We start from the raw sequence: 17,004 nt of genomic DNA, 5'->3' as shown, positions 1-17,004 counted from the left end.
AAGCTCCGTCACGAGAGGATACGATGAGCGCGATTTAGGCAGCCGAGGCTGCTTGCGCCAGAGCGGTCGCGACCATAGGAGGGCGCGACCGGTCGCAACGAGGGAAGGCGTATGAGCGAGAGCGATCACATCGCCGCCGCGCCCCCCGTCGACGCGGACCGGGCCAATTCCGTCATGGACGACGAAACCCGGCTCCGGCCGGAGTTCGTCGACAAGGTGCTCGATGCGGTCGAGGCCGGCGACGACGAAACCGCCCGCAAACTGGTGGAGCCGCTTCACCCCGCCGATGTCGCCGACCTGATCGAGGCGGCCGCGCGCGACGAGCGCGAGGGGCTGGTCAAGGCGCTCGCCGGCATCGTCGACGCGGACGTGCTGGCGGAGATGAACGACTGGGTCCGCGAGGGCCTGCTCGACGAGATGGAGCCGCAGCAGGTTGCGGACATCGCCGGCCAGCTCGACACCGACGACGCCGTCGCGCTGATCGAGGACCTCGACAAGGACGAGCAACAAGCGGTGCTCGAGCGGATGGAGCCGGACGACCGCGCCGCGGTCGAGGAAGCGCTCAGCTACCCGGAAGAATCCGCCGGCCGCCTGATGCAGCGCGACGTCTGCGCAGTCCCCGAGCATTGGAAGGTCGGCGAGGTCATCGACTATCTGCGCTCCACGCAGGAGCTGCCCGACGATTTCTGGGAAGTGTTTGTCGTCAACCCCAGCCACCACCCCGTCGGCACCTGCAAGCTCTCGACCATCCTGCGCACGGCGCGGGGGCAAGCGGTCAGCGACATCATGGTCCCGGATCAGACGCTGATCCCGGTCGACATGGACCAGGAAGACGTCGCGCTGCGCTTCCAGAAATATGCGCTCGTTTCGGCCGCGGTGGTCGACGACGACAACCGGCTGGTCGGGATGATCACCGTCGACGACATCGTCCACATCATCCAGGAAGAAGCGGGCGAGGACGTGCTGCTGCTGTCCGGCGTCGGCGACGAAGGCGACATCAACGAGCCGGTGGTCGAGAGCTATCGCTCGCGCGTGCGCTGGCTCGTCGCCAACCTCATCACCGCGCTAGCCGCGGCGACCATCATTCGCCAGTTCACCGACTCGATCGAGCATCTCGCCGTGCTCGCGGCGTTGGGCCCGATCGTCGCCGGAGTCGGCGGCAACGCCGGCACCCAGACGCTCGCCGTGACCGTCCGCGCCTTCGCCACCAACCAACTCACCGGGTCCAATCGCTGGCGCGCCGTGGGCCGCGAGATCCGCGTCGCGATCCTCAACGGGCTGACCATCGCGCTCCTGCTCGGCCTCGGCGTCAGCCTCGTCCTGCAAAGCGTTCCCCTAGGGCTGGTGATCGGGGCCGCGATGATGGTCAATATCATTACCGCGGGCCTCGCCGGCGTACTGGTCCCGCTGACGCTCGAGCGCGCCGGCGCCGACCCCGCCGTGGCGAGCAGCGTGTTCCTGACCATGGTCACCGATTCGATGGGCTATTTCGCCGTGCTCGGCCTCGCCACGGCGTCGGGAATCGTCCACTAAGTCATTGCGAGTTCACGGGCCGCACGCCACTTGGCGCGATGTGCCTAATCTCCATCTGACCAAGGTCGCGTTTGGCTGCCGCACCGTCGAATCGCTCGAAAAGCGCGTCGCCGCGCGCACTCAGGACAGCGAAATGCGGGTCGCCACGCGGATGCGGCCAAAACGGATGGAGGAGCTGATCGGCGGCTCGCTCCACTGGATCGTCAAGCACCGCCTGATCGGCCGCCAACGCATCCTCCGCTTCGAGGATCGCAAGGACGGGCGGATCGACATCGTCCTCGCGGGACAACTCGAGCTGATCCCGCCGGCGCCGAAGCGTGCGCACCAGGGTTGGCGCTACCTTGTCGCCGAGGATTTACCAGTCGATGCCGGCGACGGTCTCGCCGATCTTCCGCCGCGTCTCTACGTCCAGCTCGCCGCACTGGCGCTGGTGTGACCGTTCGCTGCTTACCTGAACAGGATGACCAGGATGATGATCAGCAAAATCAGGCCGCCAATACCGAAATACATGGTTTCACTCCCTTGTTGGTCGATTGGAACTGAAACGAATCCGCGGCGGCTTTGTGCCGCGGATCAAGCGAACGTCGGCTTGCCGACTCCGTGGCCTGTTACTATCGGCGGCTAATCAGCTGAGGAGATGCACATGACAATGGTTTCAACGGCAATCGACACGAAGGTCGCTGACAAAGCCATGCTCAAGCATCCCTTTTACCAGGCGTGGACTGAAGGCCGGCTGCCGCTCGACACACTGCGCGATTACGCCCGCCAATATTTCCACCACGTCGAGGCATTCCCGCGCGCGGTGAGCGCTGTGCACAGTGCCTGCCCCGATCGCGATGGCGGGCGCATGCTCGCCGAAAACCTCGCTGAGGAAGAGGGCCTCGAAGCCGGCAAGCAGGACCACGCAACCTTGTGGCTGATGTTCGCCTGCGGTCTCGGCGAGAGCGAAGAGGCGGTTCGCGCCCAAGAACTCAACCCCGAGACTCAAGGATTGATCGATACGTTCCGCAAGCTTTCACATCGGTCCTACGCGTCGGGCCTCGGCGCGCTCTATGCCTATGAAAGCCAGTTCCCCGGGGTTGCCAGCGCCAAGATCGAGGGACTGATCGAACGCTACGGCATCCGCGACGAGGAGACGCTGCGCTTCTTCCGCGTCCACGAGAGCGCGGACGTCGAGCACAGTGCGGTGTGCCGTGCCCTGCTCGATCGACTTCCTGAGGACCAACGGGCCGAAGCCGTCGCCGCGGGCGAGGAGCTCGCCGGTGCGCTGTGGAATTTCCTGTCGGGTGTGGAGGCGCGCGCCTCAGTTCATTGAGTAGAGCGGCACCCGCTGACGCTCGCCGAGCCCTGCACCTTCAGGGTGCAGGCCGGGCGGCCGCTGAACCTGACCGTCGCCGGCCCCCAAGCGCTGACCTTGGCGGTGTCGGTGACGTTCGCGTCGATGGTCCCGGCGCCGTCGGCGTCGATGTCCGCACTCGGCGTCGCGAGCTGCCCCGCGTTGAGCGATGACACCCCGCGGACGAGAGCGGTGAGCTTGCCCGCTTTGCCGGCAACCAGCGCGGCTGCCGTGCCCTCGAGCGAGATGTTGAGCTCGTCGATCGCACCGTCGTGAATTTCGCCGGCCCCCGATCCCTGGACGGTCAGAGCGAATTTCTGCGCCTTCACGTGATCGATCACCAGGGAGCCGGACCCGATCAGCGAGGCAAAACTGAGCTCGTGCGTCCCGATCGCGACCTCGACGGGCCCCGGATCGGCGCCGGCATAGCCGCCGCCCCACGCCGGGCTCGACTGGACCACCAAAGTGTCGCCGCGGACCTCGACCGCGACGCGGTCGAGCGCGGCCGGAGAGCCGCTGGCCCGCGCGAACGGCGCTACACCCGTCGCCAGCGTAACCCGGTAAGGGCCGCTCACCCGCACCTTGGTGAAGCCGGTGATTCCGAAATTGCGGGTGGCGGCCTCGCTCGGCGCGCTCAGCGCGACGGCGACGACGATGGCAAGAAGGCGGGCGGTCATCCGCCCACCTTCCACGCTCATGGTTAACAGCTCTCTAAGAGCAGCGGACGTCGCCCGAGCCCATCTTGCTTACCGAGCATTTGGCGCCGCCCTTCACCTCGACGTCGCCCGAGCCCACGATGTCGACCTTCGCTGCCCGCGTCGCATGCGCCCGCACATTGCCCGACCCGGCGATGCTGACCTTCAGATCCTCGACGACGATGCGCTCGGCGTCGACGTCGCCGGACCCGGCGATATCATAGTCGGCGCTGCCGGCCTTGCCGGTGCCGGTGACGCTGCCGGCGCCGGCGATGCTGACCTTGAGGCTGCCGACATCGAGCGACTGAATGCTGAGATCGCCGGAACCGGCAATGTCTCCGTCGAAGCTGTCGCCCTGGACCTTGTCGATGTTGATCCCGCCCGATCCGGCCAGCGACGCCGCGCGGAGCTGCGGGACGGTCACGACGATGTCGGCCTTGCCGCGGAGGCCGTGCCAGCCGCCGAACCAGCCATTCTTCTTCTCGGGATGGATCTTGAGCGTGTTGCCGTCGACCTCGACCACCAGCTTGTCGATCAGGCTTTGATTGCCTTTCGCCTGGACACTCGGCCTCGCGCCGGTTCGGACGGTGACGTTGAACGGGCCGGCGGCCTCGAGCTCGGTGAAGTTCCCGACCTGGTAAGCGCGCGCAACGACCGGACCTGGATTTTCGTCACGATCATGGCTGCAGGCCGCGCTCGCGGCGGAAGCGGCAATCAGGGCCGCGGCGATCGACTTGCGCATATTTTCCCTCCGTTACGCTGTATTATGCAACTAATACACAATCGGCGAAAATGGGGCAAGCGCAAAAAGAAAGGGCGCCCCGCGAGGGACGCCCTTTCCGATTTCTCAAGCCAGCCGAGACTATGCGGGCTCTTTCACCGCATGATGGATCACCGCAGCTTTATTGAGGATCTCGAGGATCTTGGCGAGCGCCGACTTCTCGTCGGTCTGCTCCATCGCCCCGAGCTCGCGCGCCAGGCGCGACGAGGCGGCCTCGAAAATCTGCCGCTCCGAATAGCTCTGCTCCGGCGCATCGTCGGGACGGAACAGGTCGCGGGTCACTTCGGCGATCGAGGTCAGGTCGCCCGAGTTGATCTTCGCCTCATATTCCTGGGCGCGGCGCGACCACATGGTGCGCTTGACCTTCGGCTTGCCGGTGAGGGTCGCGAGCGCGTCCTTCATCGTCTTGTCCGAGGAGAGCTTGCGCATGCCGACCGAGTCCGCCTTGTTGACGGGCACGCGGAGCGTCATCTTTTCCTTCTCGAAGCGAAGGACGTAGAGATCGAGACGGCATCCGGCGATTTCGGTGCTTTGCAGCTCGACAACGCGGCCAACGCCATGCTTGGGGTAAACAACATAATCACCGACGTCGAAGCTGAGCGCCTTACTAGCCATTGCTAACCTTTCTGTTGCGGCGGACGGAGCCGACACGTTCGCGTCGCCCCCCAGAACGACCGTTGGTCGTGGCTCGTCGCCTATTTCGAAGCTTCCTTAGAATTTAAGGGCCACAGCTGAATCGCGTGCGGCCCCGTATGACAATTTTATATCACAACCGACCTCAAATTGCGAGTCCGAGTTGAACGGGTGATTCGACCTCGCCCTCGACGAGGTTGTGAAGGCCCAGGCCGAGCAGCCGGATGCCCTTGGGAAGCGGATGGAGGGCAGCGAGCAGCCCGTGCCCGGCGGCCGTGAAAGCCGCCTGGTCGGGCACGTTCGACGCGAAGCTTTTCGACCGGGTGATGATGCTGAAATCGCCGAACTTGACCTTGAGCGTCACCGTGCGCCCGGCGACCTCGGCGCGCTCGACCCGCGCCCAGGCATAGCCGGCGATCCGCTCGAGCTCGGCGGCGAGCCGGTCGGCATCGCGCAAATCCTCGTCGAACGTCCGCTCGGCGCTGACCGACTTGTACGGCCGGTCGGGCCGCACCTCCCGCTCGTCGATCCCGCGGCAGATGCGCCAGTACCAGGAGCCGGAACTGCCGAATTGCGCCTCGAGCGCCGGCAGCGTCCATTCGCGAAGATCGGCGCCGGTCTGGATCCCCAGCCGCTCCATCTTGCGCGCGGTCACCGGGCCGACGCCGTGAAAGCGCGCGACCGGGAGCGAGGCGACGAAGTCCGCGCCCTTTTCCGGCGTAATGACGCACAGCCCGTCGGGCTTGCGATGATCGGAAGCGAGCTTGGCGATGAATTTGCAGTAACTGACTCCGGCCGAGGCGGTGAGCTGGCATTCCTCGCGGATGCGCCGGCGAATGTCCTCGGCGATCGCCCGCGCGCTGCCGAGACCCAACCGATCCTCGGTCACGTCGAGATAGGCCTCGTCGAGGCTCAACGGCTCGACCAGGTCGGTATAGTCGCCGAAGATGCCGCGGATCTGCTGCGAGACCGCTCGATAGACGTCGAACCGCGGCTTGACGAAGATCAGCTCCGGGCAAAGGCGCTTAGCGGTGACCGACGGCAAAGCGGACCGCACCCCGAACGGCCGCGCCTCGTAGCTCGCCGCCGTGACCACGCCGCGATGGCCGCCGCCGACCGCGACCGGCTTGCCCTTCAGCGCCGGGTCGTCGCGCTGCTCAACGGACGCGTAGAAGGCATCCATGTCGACATGGATGATCTTGCGTAAGGGCCGGTCGTTACTTTGCATCACCGCGAGCTTCTGATTAAGGGCGGCGCCAATGAACATCCACGAATATCAGGCGAAAGAGCTCCTCGCGAAATATGGCGTGCCGGTGCCGGCCGGCTATGCCGCGATGAGCGTCGAAGAGGCGGTCGAGGCGGCGCAGAAGCTTCCGGGGCCGCTATGGGTGGTCAAGGCCCAGATCCATGCCGGAGGGCGGGGCAAGGGCAAGTTCAAGGAGCTTGGGCCGGACGCCAAAGGCGGCGTCCGCCTCGCCCACTCGATCGACGAAGTACGCGAGCATGCCGCCGAAATGCTCGGCAAGACCCTGGTTACCATCCAGACCGGGCCGCACGGCAAGCAGGTGCAGCGGCTCTACATCACCGACGGCGTTGACATCGCCAAGGAATTCTATCTCGCGCTGCTGGTCGACCGCGAGACCGGCCGCATCGCGATTGTCGCCTCGACCGAAGGCGGCATGGATATCGAGGCGGTCGCCCACGACACGCCCGAGAAAATCGAGACCATGACCATCGATCCGGCGACCGGGTTGATGCCGCACCACGGTCGCGCGGTTTCCGCCGCGCTCGGCCTGACCGGCGACCTAGCAAAGCAAGCCGGCAAGGTGCTCGCGAAGCTCTACGACGCGTTCCTCGGGACCGACGCGTCGCAGATCGAAATCAACCCGCTCGCAGTCACCGACAAGGGCGAACTGCTGGTGCTCGATGCCAAGGTCGGCTTCGACAACAATGCCGAGTTCCGCCATCCCGACCTCGAGCAGCTGCGCGACCTCAGCGAAGAAGAGCCGATGGAGATCGAGGCGTCGAAATACGACCTCGCCTACATCAAGCTCGACGGCAACATCGGCTGCATGGTCAACGGCGCCGGCCTCGCCATGGCGACCATGGACATCATCAAGCTGGAAGGCGGAGAGCCTGCCAATTTCCTCGATGTCGGCGGCGGCGCTTCGAAGGAGAAGGTCACCGCGGCGTTCAAGATCATTCTCAGCGACCCGTCGGTGCAGGGGATCCTCGTCAACATCTTCGGCGGCATCATGCGCTGCGACATCATCGCCGAAGGCATCGTCGCCGCCGCGCGCGAAGTGCAGCTCAACGATCCGCTGGTGGTCCGCCTCGAAGGCACCAACGTCCAGCAGGGCAAGGACATCCTGGCGAACAGCGGGCTGCCGATCATCGCCGCCAACGATCTCGGCGACGCCGCGAGGAAGATCGTCGCGGAGGTAAAGCAGGCGGTGCCGGCTTGAACTTCCATTGGTCATCCCCGCGAAAGCGGGGACCCAGACGAACAAAGAATCTAGGTTCCCGCTTTCGCGGGAATGACGAAAGAGAGTGAACCGATGAAGTTACTCGTCGCGGTCAAGCGCGTCATCGATTTCAACGTCAAGCCGCGGGTCAAACTGGACGGCTCGGGCGTCGATCTCGCCAACGTCAAGATGAGCATGAACCCGTTCGACGAGATCGCGGTCGAGGAAGCGATCCGGCTCAAGGAAAAGGGCGTCGCGACCGAAATCGTCGCGGTGTCGATCGGCCCCGCCAGAGCGCAGGAGACGCTGCGCACCGCGCTGGCGATGGGCGCCGACCGCGCGATCCTGGTCCAGACCGACGAAGAGGTCGAGCCGCTCGCGGTCGCCAAGATTCTTGCGAAGATCGCGGACGAGGAGAAGCCCGAGCTGGTCATCCTCGGCAAGCAGGCGATCGACGACGACAATAATGCGACCGGGCAGATGCTCGCGGCGTTGCTCGGCTGGCCGCAGGGTACCTTCGCCTCGAAGATCGAGATTGCCGATAGCGCGACCGTCACGCGTGAGGTCGACGGCGGACTCGAAACCGTAAAGCTCAACCTGCCGGCGGTGGTCACCACCGACCTTCGCTTGAACGAGCCGCGCTACGCCTCGCTGCCCAACATCATGAAGGCCAAGTCGAAGCCGCTCGCGATCAAATCCCCGGGCGATTACGGGGTCGACGTCGCGCGGCGGCTGGAGACGCTGAAGGTCGTCGAGCCGGCCAGACGCCAGGCGGGAATCAAGGTCGGCAGCGTCGACGAGCTGGTCGAGAAGCTCAAGGGTATGGGGATTGCGAAATGAGCGTTCTGGTCCTGGTCGAGCACGACGGCAAAGCCGTTAAGGACGCGACTTTGGCGACGGTGACCGCGGCCGCTCAACTGGGCGAGGTCCACGCGCTCGTTGTCGGCAATAACACCGACGCGGTCGCCGCCGAGGCGGGAAAAGTCGCCGGGGTGGCCAAGGTCTATGCGGCGAACTCGCCCGCGCTCGAGCACCAGCTGGCCGAAGCCGTCGCGCCCATCGCGGCGAAGCTGATGGAGAGCCACGACGCCTTCGTCGCGCCGGCGACCACGACCGGCAAGAACATCGCGCCGCGCGTCGCCGCTTTGCTCGACGTGATGCAGATCACCGACATCCTCTCGGTCGAAGGACCCGATACCTTCACCCGCCCGATCTATGCCGGCAACGCGATTGCAACGGTGAAGTCGAAGGACGCTAAGAAGGTCATCACCGTCCGCACTACGGCCTTCGAGAAAGCTGCCCGCGAGGGTGGCTCCGCGTCGGTCGAGCAAGTCGACGCCGGCGGCGATCCCGGCACGAGCAGCTTCGTCTCGCTCGACGCGTCCGAGAGCGAACGCCCGGAGCTGACCAGCGCCAAGGTCATCGTCTCCGGCGGCCGCGCGTTCGGCTCAAGCGAACAGTTCCACGGGCTGCTCGACCCGCTCGCCGACAAGCTCGGCGCCGCGGTCGGCGCATCGCGCGCCGCGGTCGACGCCGGCTATGCCCCCAACGACTACCAGGTCGGCCAGACCGGCAAGATCGTCGCGCCGCAAGTCTATGTCGCGATCGGCATTTCGGGCGCGATCCAGCATCTCGCGGGCATGAAGGATTCGAAGGTCATCGTCGCGATCAACAAGGACGAGGACGCGCCGATCTTCCAGGTCGCCGACATCGGCCTCGTCGGCGACCTGTTCAAGATCGTTCCGGAGCTGACGGAGAAGCTTTAGCGCATCTCCATGATCGCGGCGGCGACGTCGATCGCTCGCCACAAATTGCCGAGCCGCAAATTCTCGTCCTCGGCGTGCTGGTTGTTGTCGTAGTTCGCGAGGCTCACGGTGACCGTCGGCGCGCCGAGCGTCTCGCGGAACACGAACAGCGGCAGCGATCCGCCCGTCGACGGAAGAACGACCGCGCCGAACGGCTTCGCCGCAGCCGCGACGCTCTTGGCCAACGGATCGTCGAGCGGCGTGCGCTCGGCATTGTACCCGGGGCCTACGGTCACCATCGCGATTCTCGGAAAGCGTCGCCGCTCGTCCATCGTCGGCTCGCGGTCGAGCACGGTGAAGCCCTGGCCCTGGATATGCTGGACGAGCTTGTCGACCTGGCGCTTCCAGTCGTTGCCCTTGACCAGCCTGAGGTCGAGCGTCGCCATTGCGACCGTGGGAATGACGTTGCGCGCCTTGTCCCCGACGTCGGCCGCGCGCATCCCGTTGATGTTCAGCGACGGCTGCTGAATCGCGTCGAGCAGCGACAGGCCGTTGCCCTCGGTCCAGCCGAGTCCGAGCTCGGACTTGAGCTGCGCGTCGGCCGCCGGGACCGCACGGATCGCCGCTTGCTCGGCTTCGGTCAGCGGCACGACATCGTCGTACCAGCCGGCAACGGTCACGCGACCGTTCGAGTCTTTCATCGATGCCAGCAGCTGGGCCAGCGTCATGGCCGGATTGGGCGCCCAATTGCCGTAGTGGCCGCTGTGCAGCGGGCGGACGGGGCCATAGACGGTCAGGTCGACATTGACGTCGCCGCGCACGCCGAGCGACACTAGCGGCGCACCGCTCGGATGCGACGGCCCGTCGAAGATCACCCAGCCGTCCGACTTGAGCGTTTCGCGATGCTTCGCGAGCAGCGCCGCGAGGTGCGGCGAGCCCTGCTCCTCCTCGCCCTCGAAGAAGATCTTGAGGTTGTATGCCGGGCGCTTGCCCGCCGCCTTCAGCGCGGCGACCGCTTCGAGGATCGCCATCACCCCCAATTTGTCGTCCGACGCCGCGCGCCCGTAGACGCGCCACTCGTCGGCGATCGGCTGACCGCTCGCCGGAAACGGAAGCGGTTTCCCGCCGCGGTCGAGCCGGTCTGAGTAGAACTTGGGCTCGAACGGCTGGGTCGCCTTCCAATCCTCGGGCGTCACCGGCTGGCCGTCGTAATGGGCGTAGAGCACCAAAGTCCGCTTCGCGCCCGGGACCAGCCATTCGCCGTAGATCGCCGGCGGAACGTCGGCGCTGTCCCCCTCGAGTAGGCGCGGCTTGAGCCCGCGCTTCTCCATCATCGCCATGATGTGGTCGGCATTCCTGCGGATGTCGGGAATGCTCGTCGCGACATTGGGGATGGCAAGCAGCTCACTGAACTCCTTGAGCTGCGCCGCACGATCCGCGGCTTGGACCGGAGCGGCCAGCAGCAGTGCGGCGAAAGCGATCATGACTCTCATTCAAATCCCCCCAGGAACTCGGCGACATTGGCACCGAGCGCTTCGGGCGCGTGGGCCCGTTGGCGCTGGTCCCGAAAGCATCGCATCCATTCCGGTTTAGCGAGCGGACCGAGCCGAGGGAACGCTTCCGCTTCGCAAGCGCTTCCGCCCCCGGGAGTTGAGGGAGTCGAAGCGTGAAGCGCGGTGCACAAGTTGCCCTCGTCGCCGGGGGCGCAGGGTTCATCGGGTCGCACATTTGCGACCGGCTGATCGACGCCGGCGCCTATGTCGTCTGTCTCGACAATTTCCTCACCGGCCGCCTCGAAAACATCGCCCACCTCGAGGGCAATCATCGCTTCAGCCTGATCGAGCACGACGTCGTCGACCCGCTGCCGCGCTGGGCGATGCGCTTCACCCACGTCTTCAACTTCGCCTGTGCGGCCTCGCCGCCGCATTACCAGGCCGACCCCGAACATACTTTGCTCACCAATGTCGTCGGCACGCGCAATCTGCTGCAGGTGGCCGAGCAATGCGGCGCGCGCTTCCTGTTGGCCTCGACCAGCGAGGTTTACGGCGACGCCGAGCAGCATCCGCAGCGCGAGGACTATCGCGGCGCCATCAACTGCACCGGGCCCCGCGCCTGCTACGACGAAGGCAAGCGCGCCGCCGAGGCGCTGACCTTCGACTTCGTCCGCGCCGGCCGGTGCGAGGCGCGGGTCGCCCGCATCTTCAACACCTACGGGCCAAGGATAAGTCCCGACGACGGCAGGGTCATTTCCAACGTCATCTGCCAGGCGCTCGAGGGCCGCGACATCACCATCTACGGCGACGGATCGCAAACCCGCAGCTTCTGCTTCGTCGACGACACGGTCGAGGGATTGCTACGGTTGATGGACAGCACCGGCCCCGCCGCGCCGGTGAATCTCGGCAACCCGGAGGAGGTTTCGGTCCAGGCCCTGGCCGAGCGAATCCTCGCCCTCACCGGGAGCAACTCACGGATCGTCGGACGTCCATTGCCGGAAGACGATCCGCGGCGGCGGCGGCCCGACATCGGCCGCGCGCGGCAGCTTCTGGACTGGCAGCCGACCGTGACCCTCGACACGGGTCTGACGGCAACCATCGCCTGGCTCGAATCGCAGGTCGCGTCCGGGGTGCTGCTCGCCGCCGAATGATCAAAAGTGGTGCCCAGGGGCGGGATCGAACCACCGACACCGTGATTTTCAGTCACGTGCTCTACCAACTGAGCTACCTGGGCTCTCGCATCCGGACCGATCGCCCGTTGGAGCGGAGCGCTCCCTAACTCTCGCCCTCTTCGCTGTCCACCCGGAGATGCTGGTCGTCGGCGGGCGGGCCGGGGATGCGATAGCCGTCGCCGAGCCATTTCAGCAGGTCGCGGTCCTTGCAGCCCTGGCTGCAAAAAGGCGCGTGATCCGGTGTCGGCGGCTTACCGCACAGCGGGCATCCCTTGGATTTAGTTGCTCGTCGCATAGCCACCGGAGATGGTGAGAGAAGGATCGGCCCGCAACCCGATCGCGCCGCCGCACTGCCGGGCGAGCGCATCCAGCCATTCGCGCTTCCCTTCGAGCACCGCGACCACGGCGGGGTGCGCGACCAGTGTCTTCGGCCCCGCCGGCTCGAACGACGCGCGCCGCAGCAACGCCCGCGCCTCGAACGCCGCGCGGTCCTGCGCCAGCTCGAGCAGCGAGGCGCGCCGCCGCGGCCGCACGATCTGGACGAAGCCGAAGCCGTTCACCGCCGTCCGCTCGAACGGCTGCGGCAGGATGGCGTCGATCGCCTCGGCCGCGCGCTGGCGCGCGGTCCGCGACTTGGACGTGGGCAGGTCGATTCCGATCGACCCTCCGATGTCGAGCCGCTGGATCGCCCGCGCCGCTTGGGAGGCGCCAAGCACGGCCAGTTCGTCCGGCGCGAGAGTCCCATCGACATCGATGAGCGTCATCGCCGGCGTTGGCGAGATGCGCAACTCACCGCCGGCGAAGCTGGTGATCCCGGTTCGTGCTTCATCGACAAGATCGCCCCAACCCCCGAGCCGATCGGTCGGAGCCGGGAACTGCAGCTCGAGCGCGTCCGGTTCGAACGCCGGACCAGGTCGCGGAGTATCGTTCGAAACGCGCGCGAGCGGCCGCTTCCACGGCTCGCCGCCGGGGATGGCCTCGCGTATGACCTCGATCGTCAGCGACGCGCCTTGAGTTACGCCGGGTGCGCCGCGCGGAAGCAGGAATTCGATGCCGCCGTCACCAACCGCGATGGCGTTGAGGCCGTCCGTGCCAAGGCTCGCGAGGCGTGCCGGGACGATGCTTCCAGCGGCGATGACCCCATCCAGCATGATGCGCGCTTCGATGATCTCACCGCTGTCGACCAGCACCGCTCGAGTCTCGCCGATCCCGCGCTCGATGAGCCACTCAGGCAAGCGGGTACCCCGCCGACTTCAACAGCACGCGCGTCTCGGCGAGCGGCAGGCCGACGACGTTCGAATAGCTGCCGGCGATGTGCCGGACATAGACTTCGCCATAGCCCTGGAGCGCGTAGCCGCCGGCCTTGCCGCGCCATTCGCCGTGCGATGCGTAATGGTCGATCTCCGCATCGGTCAGGCGCTTCATCGCGATCGTCGTCTCGACCAGCCGCTCGCGAAGGCCGCCACCGGGAAGGACCAGCGCGACGCCGGTGAGCACGCGATGGCGGCGGCCCGACAGCAGCCGCATGCAGGCGCGCAAGGTTGCCTCGTCCTCGACCTTGGGCAGGATGCGCCGGCCGACCGCGACCACCGTGTCGGCGCCCAGCACCAGCGCATCGGGCGCCTTCGTCGCGACCGCCTGCGCTTTTTCCCGCGCCAGCCGCAGCGCATGGTCGCGGGGCAGCTCGCCGCGCGGGACGCTCTCGTCCACGTCCGCCGCCACGACGGCATCCGGAGTCACGCCGATGCGGGCGAGCAGATCGAGACGGCGCGGGCTCGCCGAGGCGAGGACCAGCTTCATCTCATGGGTAGCCGGGCGGTCCTGCGCGTCCGGGCATGAAGCGATAGGTGATACGGCCCTTGGTCAGGTCGTAAGGCGTCAACTCGACCAGCACTTCGTCGCCGGTCAGTACGCGGATGCGGTTCTTGCGCATCTTGCCGGCGGTGTGCCCAAGGATCTCGTGGCCGTTCTCGAGCTCGACGCGGAACATCGCATTGGGCAGCAGCTCGACCACCTTCCCGCGCATCTCGAGTAATTCTTCCTTGGCCAAAAGATCTCCTATTCGTTCCAGGCAAAAAGTCGCGGAGCCTTACTCTGCGATGCGGCGAAAGGGAAGGCGGGCGCGGCCTCAGATGGTGAGGATCGTCGACCCGGTCGTGCGGCGGGCCTGCAGCTCACGGTGCGCCTCGGCGGCATCGGCCAGCGGGAAGCGCTGCTGGACTTCGATCTTGACCTTGCCGCTGGCGACCATCTCGAACAATTCGCCGGCGCTCTGCTCGAGCTGCTGGCGGCTCGCGATATAGTGAAAGAGCGTCGGCCGGGTCAGGTAGAGCGAGCCCTTCTGGGCCAGCACATTGGGCGGGAACGGGTCGGGCGCGCCCGACGCATTGCCGAAGCTGACCATCAGGCCGCGGACCTTGAGGCAATCGAGCGATTTCATGAAGGTATCGCGGCCGACCGAGTCATAGACCACCGGCAGCTTCTCGCCGTCGGTGATGCGCTGCACCTCGGCGACGAAATCCTGCTTCGAATAGACGATCGGGTGCACGCAGCCGTGCGCCCGGACGAGCTCGGCTTTTTCCTCGGTGCCGACGGTACCGATCACGGTTGCGCCCAGCGCGGCGGCCCACTGGCACATGATCAGCCCGACCCCGCCGGCCGCGGCGTGGATCAGGATGGTGTCGCCTTCATGGACCGGGAACACCGAACGCAGCAGCATCTGCGCCGTCATGCCCTGCAGCATCATCGCCGCGGCATGCTCGGCGTCGATCGAATCGGGGAGCTTCACGACGCGGTCGGCATCAATCAGCCGTTCCTCGGCATAGCCGCCGATCGGGCCGGCGTAGGCGACGCGATCCCCCACATTCACATTGGCAACGCCCTCGCCCACGCTTTCGACGGTCCCCGCGCCCTCGACGCCCGGCGTGAATGGCAGCGGCTGCGGATAGAGGCCGGTCCGGTGATAGACGTCGATGAAATTCAGGCCGGCCGCTTCCTGCTTCAGCTTGATCTGGCCCGGGCCGGGCTCCCCGACCTCGACGTCTTCCCACTGAAGGACCTCGGGCCCGCCGACTTCATGGATTCGAATGGCGTGTGGCATTTGCGCGCTTCAACCGCCTTCGAGCGCAAAAGTGAAGCCCATCGGCCATGAATTTCTTTCGCCCCTTCGTCGCGGAAATGGCGCGCTTCACGGCTGTTGGGTGGAACGCCGACGAGGCGTCCGCCTTGGGTAACTTGCAAAGCGGCGGCGCTTTTGCCAACGCTCCGCTCCTTGCCCAGCGCCCAGACGGAGCATCAATGTCCACCTCACCCGCGCGAACGTTGAAAGGTTCACGCCGACTTCAGCGCCGCCACGACCGCCGTTCACCGAGCCCGCAATGGCAATTCCTGCGCGGGTTCCTCAAGAATCCGGTGATGGTCGGCTCGATCATTCCGTCGAGCAAGGTGCTGATCGAGAAGATGCTCGGCCCGGTCGATTGGGCCAACACCCGGGTGTTCGTCGAATATGGGCCCGGCGTCGGGACCTTCACCCGGCCGGTGCTCGACCGGCTCGGTGCCGATGCGACGCTGGTCACCATCGACACCAACCCGGACTTCACCCGCTACCTCAAGGAAGCGATCGACGATCCCCGCCTGGTCGCGGTCCACGGCTCGGCGGCCGATGTCGAAAAGATTCTCGCTGAGCGGAACCTCGGCTCCGCGGATTATGTGCTCTCGGGCCTCCCCTTCTCAACGCTTCCGCCGGGCGTCGGCGAGGACATTGCCGAAGCGACCGCGAACGTGATCCGGCCGGGGGGCGCTTTCCTGGTGTACCAGTTCAGCCCCAAGGTCCGGCAATTCATCGCGCCTTACTTCGATCGTCTGGTGCGCGGATTTGAATGGATCAACGTCCCTCCGGCCGTGCTGTTCTGGGCGTACAAGGGCGAGCCCGCGGCCTAACGTTCCCCGCGGAAGTTCAGCCGCCGGGTCACCGTATAATCCGCGATGTTGACGAGGAAGTGGGAGATTGCCCACTTGATCCGCCGCCACGGGCTGGCGCGCCGCTTGTGGAGCTCGGGCGTGATCCATTTGCAATCCTCGAGCTCGCGTTCGAAATAGGCGCGCATGGCGGCGGCGAAACTCGCGTCCTTGATCCGCAGCATCACCTCGAGGTTGATGTAGAAGCTGCGGTAATCGAAATTCGACGAGCCGATGTGGACGATGTCGTCGACGATCGCGAGCTTGGTGTGGAGCTTGGCCGGCTGATATTCGTAGATCTGGACGTGGCGGCGAAGCAGCCGGCTGTAGCTGTGCCGGGCGGCGGCGATGGTCGCGTTATTGTCGGATTTGGCCGCGACGATGATCCGCGCCCGGCCGCGCCGGCCGATCCGTCCAATCCGCCGCAGCATCGCGCCCGGCGGCGCGAAATAGGCGAACTCCATGTCGAGCCGCGTCGCGCCGTTCATGTCGCGGCCGATGCTCCGCCACCAGCTGTTGCGCATGCTCAAGGGCCCGCTGAACTTCCACTGCAATGGCCCGCGCCATTCGTTATATTCGCCGATCATCCGGCGCAGCGAGCGGAGCGTGGTCCGCTTCCGCTTCGACCAGCGGAAGACCGCGTCGAAATAGCGGCTCCCGACCATTGCCTCCGAACCCTCGATGCGCAGCCACAGGTCGCGCCAATGCTTGGGCCCGACGTCGGTCAGATAGGTGTCGTCGATGTTGGCGCCGCCGAAGATCGCGATACTGTCGTCGGCAATCACCAGCTTCTGGTGGTTGCGCAGCAAATAGCGGCGGCCGTAGCTCGGGTTGAAGACGCAGTATTCGCCGCCGGCCTGGTCGAGGTCGGCGAAGAACTGGGGTCGCGCGTCCGAACCGAAGCCGTCGATCAACAGCTTGACCTCGACGCCGCGCCGCGCCGCCGCCAGTAATGCATCGTGGACCAGCCCGCCGACGTGGTCCGGGTTGAACATGTACATCAGCATCTTGAAGCTGCGCTCGGCGTCCGCGATGAGCTGGAGCAGCGCGTTCAGGCGGGCAGCGCCGGTTTCGATCACCTCGATGCGGTTGCCGGCGATTTCGGCGCGGATCGGCGGATCGGTTACCGGCTCGGTCGGATGGTCCGCCATTCCGGGAGCTTTCCTTGACTTTGCGAGGGACCGCAAGCTATTG

General features: G+C 66.0%; 19 protein-coding genes and 1 tRNA gene. 8 read left to right on the top strand and 12 right to left on the bottom strand.

Annotation, left to right across the window (positions count from 1 at the left end; genetic code table 11):
* The first annotated feature begins 111 nt into the window (after positions 1-111).
* From mgtE to N539_RS0102015, 3 genes are all read left to right on the top strand, one after another.
* Positions 112-1,533 carry a magnesium transporter gene (mgtE, locus tag N539_RS0102025; RefSeq protein WP_028968913.1) on the top strand — a complete coding sequence of 474 codons (1,422 nt, stop codon included), beginning with the start codon at positions 112-114 and terminating at the stop codon, positions 1,531-1,533.
* A 40-nt stretch (positions 1,534-1,573) separates the two neighbouring features.
* Complete coding sequence (locus N539_RS0102020; RefSeq protein WP_028968912.1) at positions 1,574-1,969, top strand: DUF1489 family protein; 396 nt, start codon at positions 1,574-1,576, stop codon at positions 1,967-1,969.
* A 207-nt stretch (positions 1,970-2,176) separates the two neighbouring features.
* Entirely contained in the window at positions 2,177-2,848 is a 672-nt protein-coding gene (locus tag N539_RS0102015; protein WP_081774166.1) for a CADD family putative folate metabolism protein, read from the top strand.
* Here the strand turns inward: N539_RS0102015 and N539_RS0102010 are convergent.
* The 4 genes from N539_RS0102010 to dinB form a co-directional block, all read right to left on the bottom strand.
* Positions 2,842-3,546: a GIN domain-containing protein gene (locus tag N539_RS0102010; protein ID WP_028968910.1), complete on the bottom strand. Its 705-nt coding sequence runs from the start codon at positions 3,544-3,546 to the stop codon at positions 2,842-2,844. The genes N539_RS0102015 and N539_RS0102010 overlap by 7 nt on opposite strands.
* 34 nt (positions 3,547-3,580) lie before the next feature.
* Entirely contained in the window at positions 3,581-4,306 is a 726-nt protein-coding gene (locus N539_RS0102005; protein ID WP_028968909.1) for a head GIN domain-containing protein, read from the bottom strand.
* A 120-nt stretch (positions 4,307-4,426) separates the two neighbouring features.
* The gene (locus N539_RS0102000; protein WP_028968908.1) at positions 4,427-4,960 is read right to left on the bottom strand and encodes a CarD family transcriptional regulator; all 534 of its coding nucleotides are present in this window, start codon (positions 4,958-4,960) and stop codon (positions 4,427-4,429) included.
* Between the two features lie 163 nt (positions 4,961-5,123).
* Positions 5,124-6,206: a DNA polymerase IV gene (gene dinB / locus N539_RS0101995; RefSeq protein ID WP_028968907.1), complete on the bottom strand. Its 1,083-nt coding sequence runs from the start codon at positions 6,204-6,206 to the stop codon at positions 5,124-5,126.
* A 31-nt stretch (positions 6,207-6,237) separates the two neighbouring features.
* Here dinB and sucC point away from each other — a divergent pair, with 31 nt between their 5' ends.
* The 3 genes from sucC (at position 6,238) to N539_RS0101980 (ending at position 9,209) form a co-directional block, all read left to right on the top strand.
* Positions 6,238-7,443, top strand: coding sequence for an ADP-forming succinate--CoA ligase subunit beta (gene sucC, locus N539_RS0101990; protein WP_028968906.1), 1,206 nt, complete (start codon positions 6,238-6,240; stop codon positions 7,441-7,443).
* A 93-nt stretch (positions 7,444-7,536) separates the two neighbouring features.
* Complete coding sequence (locus N539_RS0101985) at positions 7,537-8,283, top strand: electron transfer flavoprotein subunit beta/FixA family protein (protein ID WP_028968905.1); 747 nt, start codon at positions 7,537-7,539, stop codon at positions 8,281-8,283.
* Entirely contained in the window at positions 8,280-9,209 is a 930-nt protein-coding gene (locus N539_RS0101980; protein ID WP_028968904.1) for an electron transfer flavoprotein subunit alpha/FixB family protein, read from the top strand. The genes N539_RS0101985 and N539_RS0101980 overlap by 4 nt, the downstream gene beginning before the upstream one ends.
* On the opposite strand, the gene N539_RS0101975 is transcribed toward N539_RS0101980, so the two are convergent.
* The gene (locus N539_RS0101975) at positions 9,206-10,681 is read right to left on the bottom strand and encodes a M20/M25/M40 family metallo-hydrolase (protein ID WP_028968903.1); all 1,476 of its coding nucleotides are present in this window, start codon (positions 10,679-10,681) and stop codon (positions 9,206-9,208) included. The genes N539_RS0101980 and N539_RS0101975 overlap by 4 nt on opposite strands.
* 173 nt (positions 10,682-10,854) lie before the next feature.
* Between N539_RS0101975 and N539_RS0101970 the strand changes: the two genes are divergently transcribed.
* Positions 10,855-11,832, top strand: a complete 978-nt coding sequence (locus N539_RS0101970; RefSeq protein WP_028968902.1) for a UDP-glucuronic acid decarboxylase family protein — start codon at positions 10,855-10,857, stop codon at positions 11,830-11,832.
* Positions 11,833-11,839: 7 nt separating this feature from the next.
* Here the strand turns inward: N539_RS0101970 and N539_RS0101965 are convergent.
* From N539_RS0101965 to N539_RS0101945, 6 genes are all read right to left on the bottom strand, one after another.
* Positions 11,840-11,915 (bottom strand) — tRNA-Phe (locus N539_RS0101965).
* A gap of 41 nt (positions 11,916-11,956) precedes the next feature.
* Entirely contained in the window at positions 11,957-12,148 is a 192-nt protein-coding gene (locus N539_RS18060) for a DNA gyrase inhibitor YacG (RefSeq protein WP_081774130.1), read from the bottom strand.
* The gene (locus tag N539_RS0101960; protein WP_028968901.1) at positions 12,132-13,088 is read right to left on the bottom strand and encodes a hypothetical protein; all 957 of its coding nucleotides are present in this window, start codon (positions 13,086-13,088) and stop codon (positions 12,132-12,134) included. The genes N539_RS18060 and N539_RS0101960 overlap by 17 nt, the downstream gene beginning before the upstream one ends.
* Positions 13,081-13,653 (bottom strand): Maf family protein, encoded by a 573-nt coding sequence (locus tag N539_RS0101955; RefSeq protein WP_028968900.1) that lies wholly within the window; start codon positions 13,651-13,653, stop codon positions 13,081-13,083. The genes N539_RS0101960 and N539_RS0101955 overlap by 8 nt, the downstream gene beginning before the upstream one ends.
* Before the next feature lies 1 nt (position 13,654).
* On the bottom strand, positions 13,655-13,903 hold the full coding sequence (gene infA / locus N539_RS14980; RefSeq protein WP_037551703.1) for a translation initiation factor IF-1: 249 nt from the start codon (positions 13,901-13,903) through the stop codon (positions 13,655-13,657).
* 78 nt (positions 13,904-13,981) lie between these two features.
* A complete protein-coding gene (locus N539_RS0101945; protein ID WP_028968899.1) occupies positions 13,982-14,953 on the bottom strand; it encodes a quinone oxidoreductase family protein in 972 nt (323 codons plus the stop codon).
* Positions 14,954-15,150: 197 nt separating this feature from the next.
* Here N539_RS0101945 and N539_RS0101940 point away from each other — a divergent pair, with 197 nt between their 5' ends.
* On the top strand, positions 15,151-15,792 hold the full coding sequence (locus N539_RS0101940; protein WP_051531298.1) for a methyltransferase domain-containing protein: 642 nt from the start codon (positions 15,151-15,153) through the stop codon (positions 15,790-15,792).
* On the opposite strand, the gene N539_RS0101935 is transcribed toward N539_RS0101940, so the two are convergent.
* Positions 15,789-16,961 (bottom strand): phospholipase D-like domain-containing protein, encoded by a 1,173-nt coding sequence (locus N539_RS0101935; RefSeq protein ID WP_028968897.1) that lies wholly within the window; start codon positions 16,959-16,961, stop codon positions 15,789-15,791. The two genes, N539_RS0101940 and N539_RS0101935, sit on opposite strands and share 4 nt — an antisense overlap.
* Between the last annotated feature and the right edge of the window lie 43 nt (positions 16,962-17,004).

It is taken from the genome of Sphingomonas sp. URHD0057, assembly GCF_000620665.1.
GTDB lineage: Bacteria > Pseudomonadota > Alphaproteobacteria > Sphingomonadales > Sphingomonadaceae > Sphingomicrobium.
The sequence above is the reverse complement of the archived record's forward strand: the minus strand, read 5'-3'. Positions and strand labels throughout refer to the sequence as shown.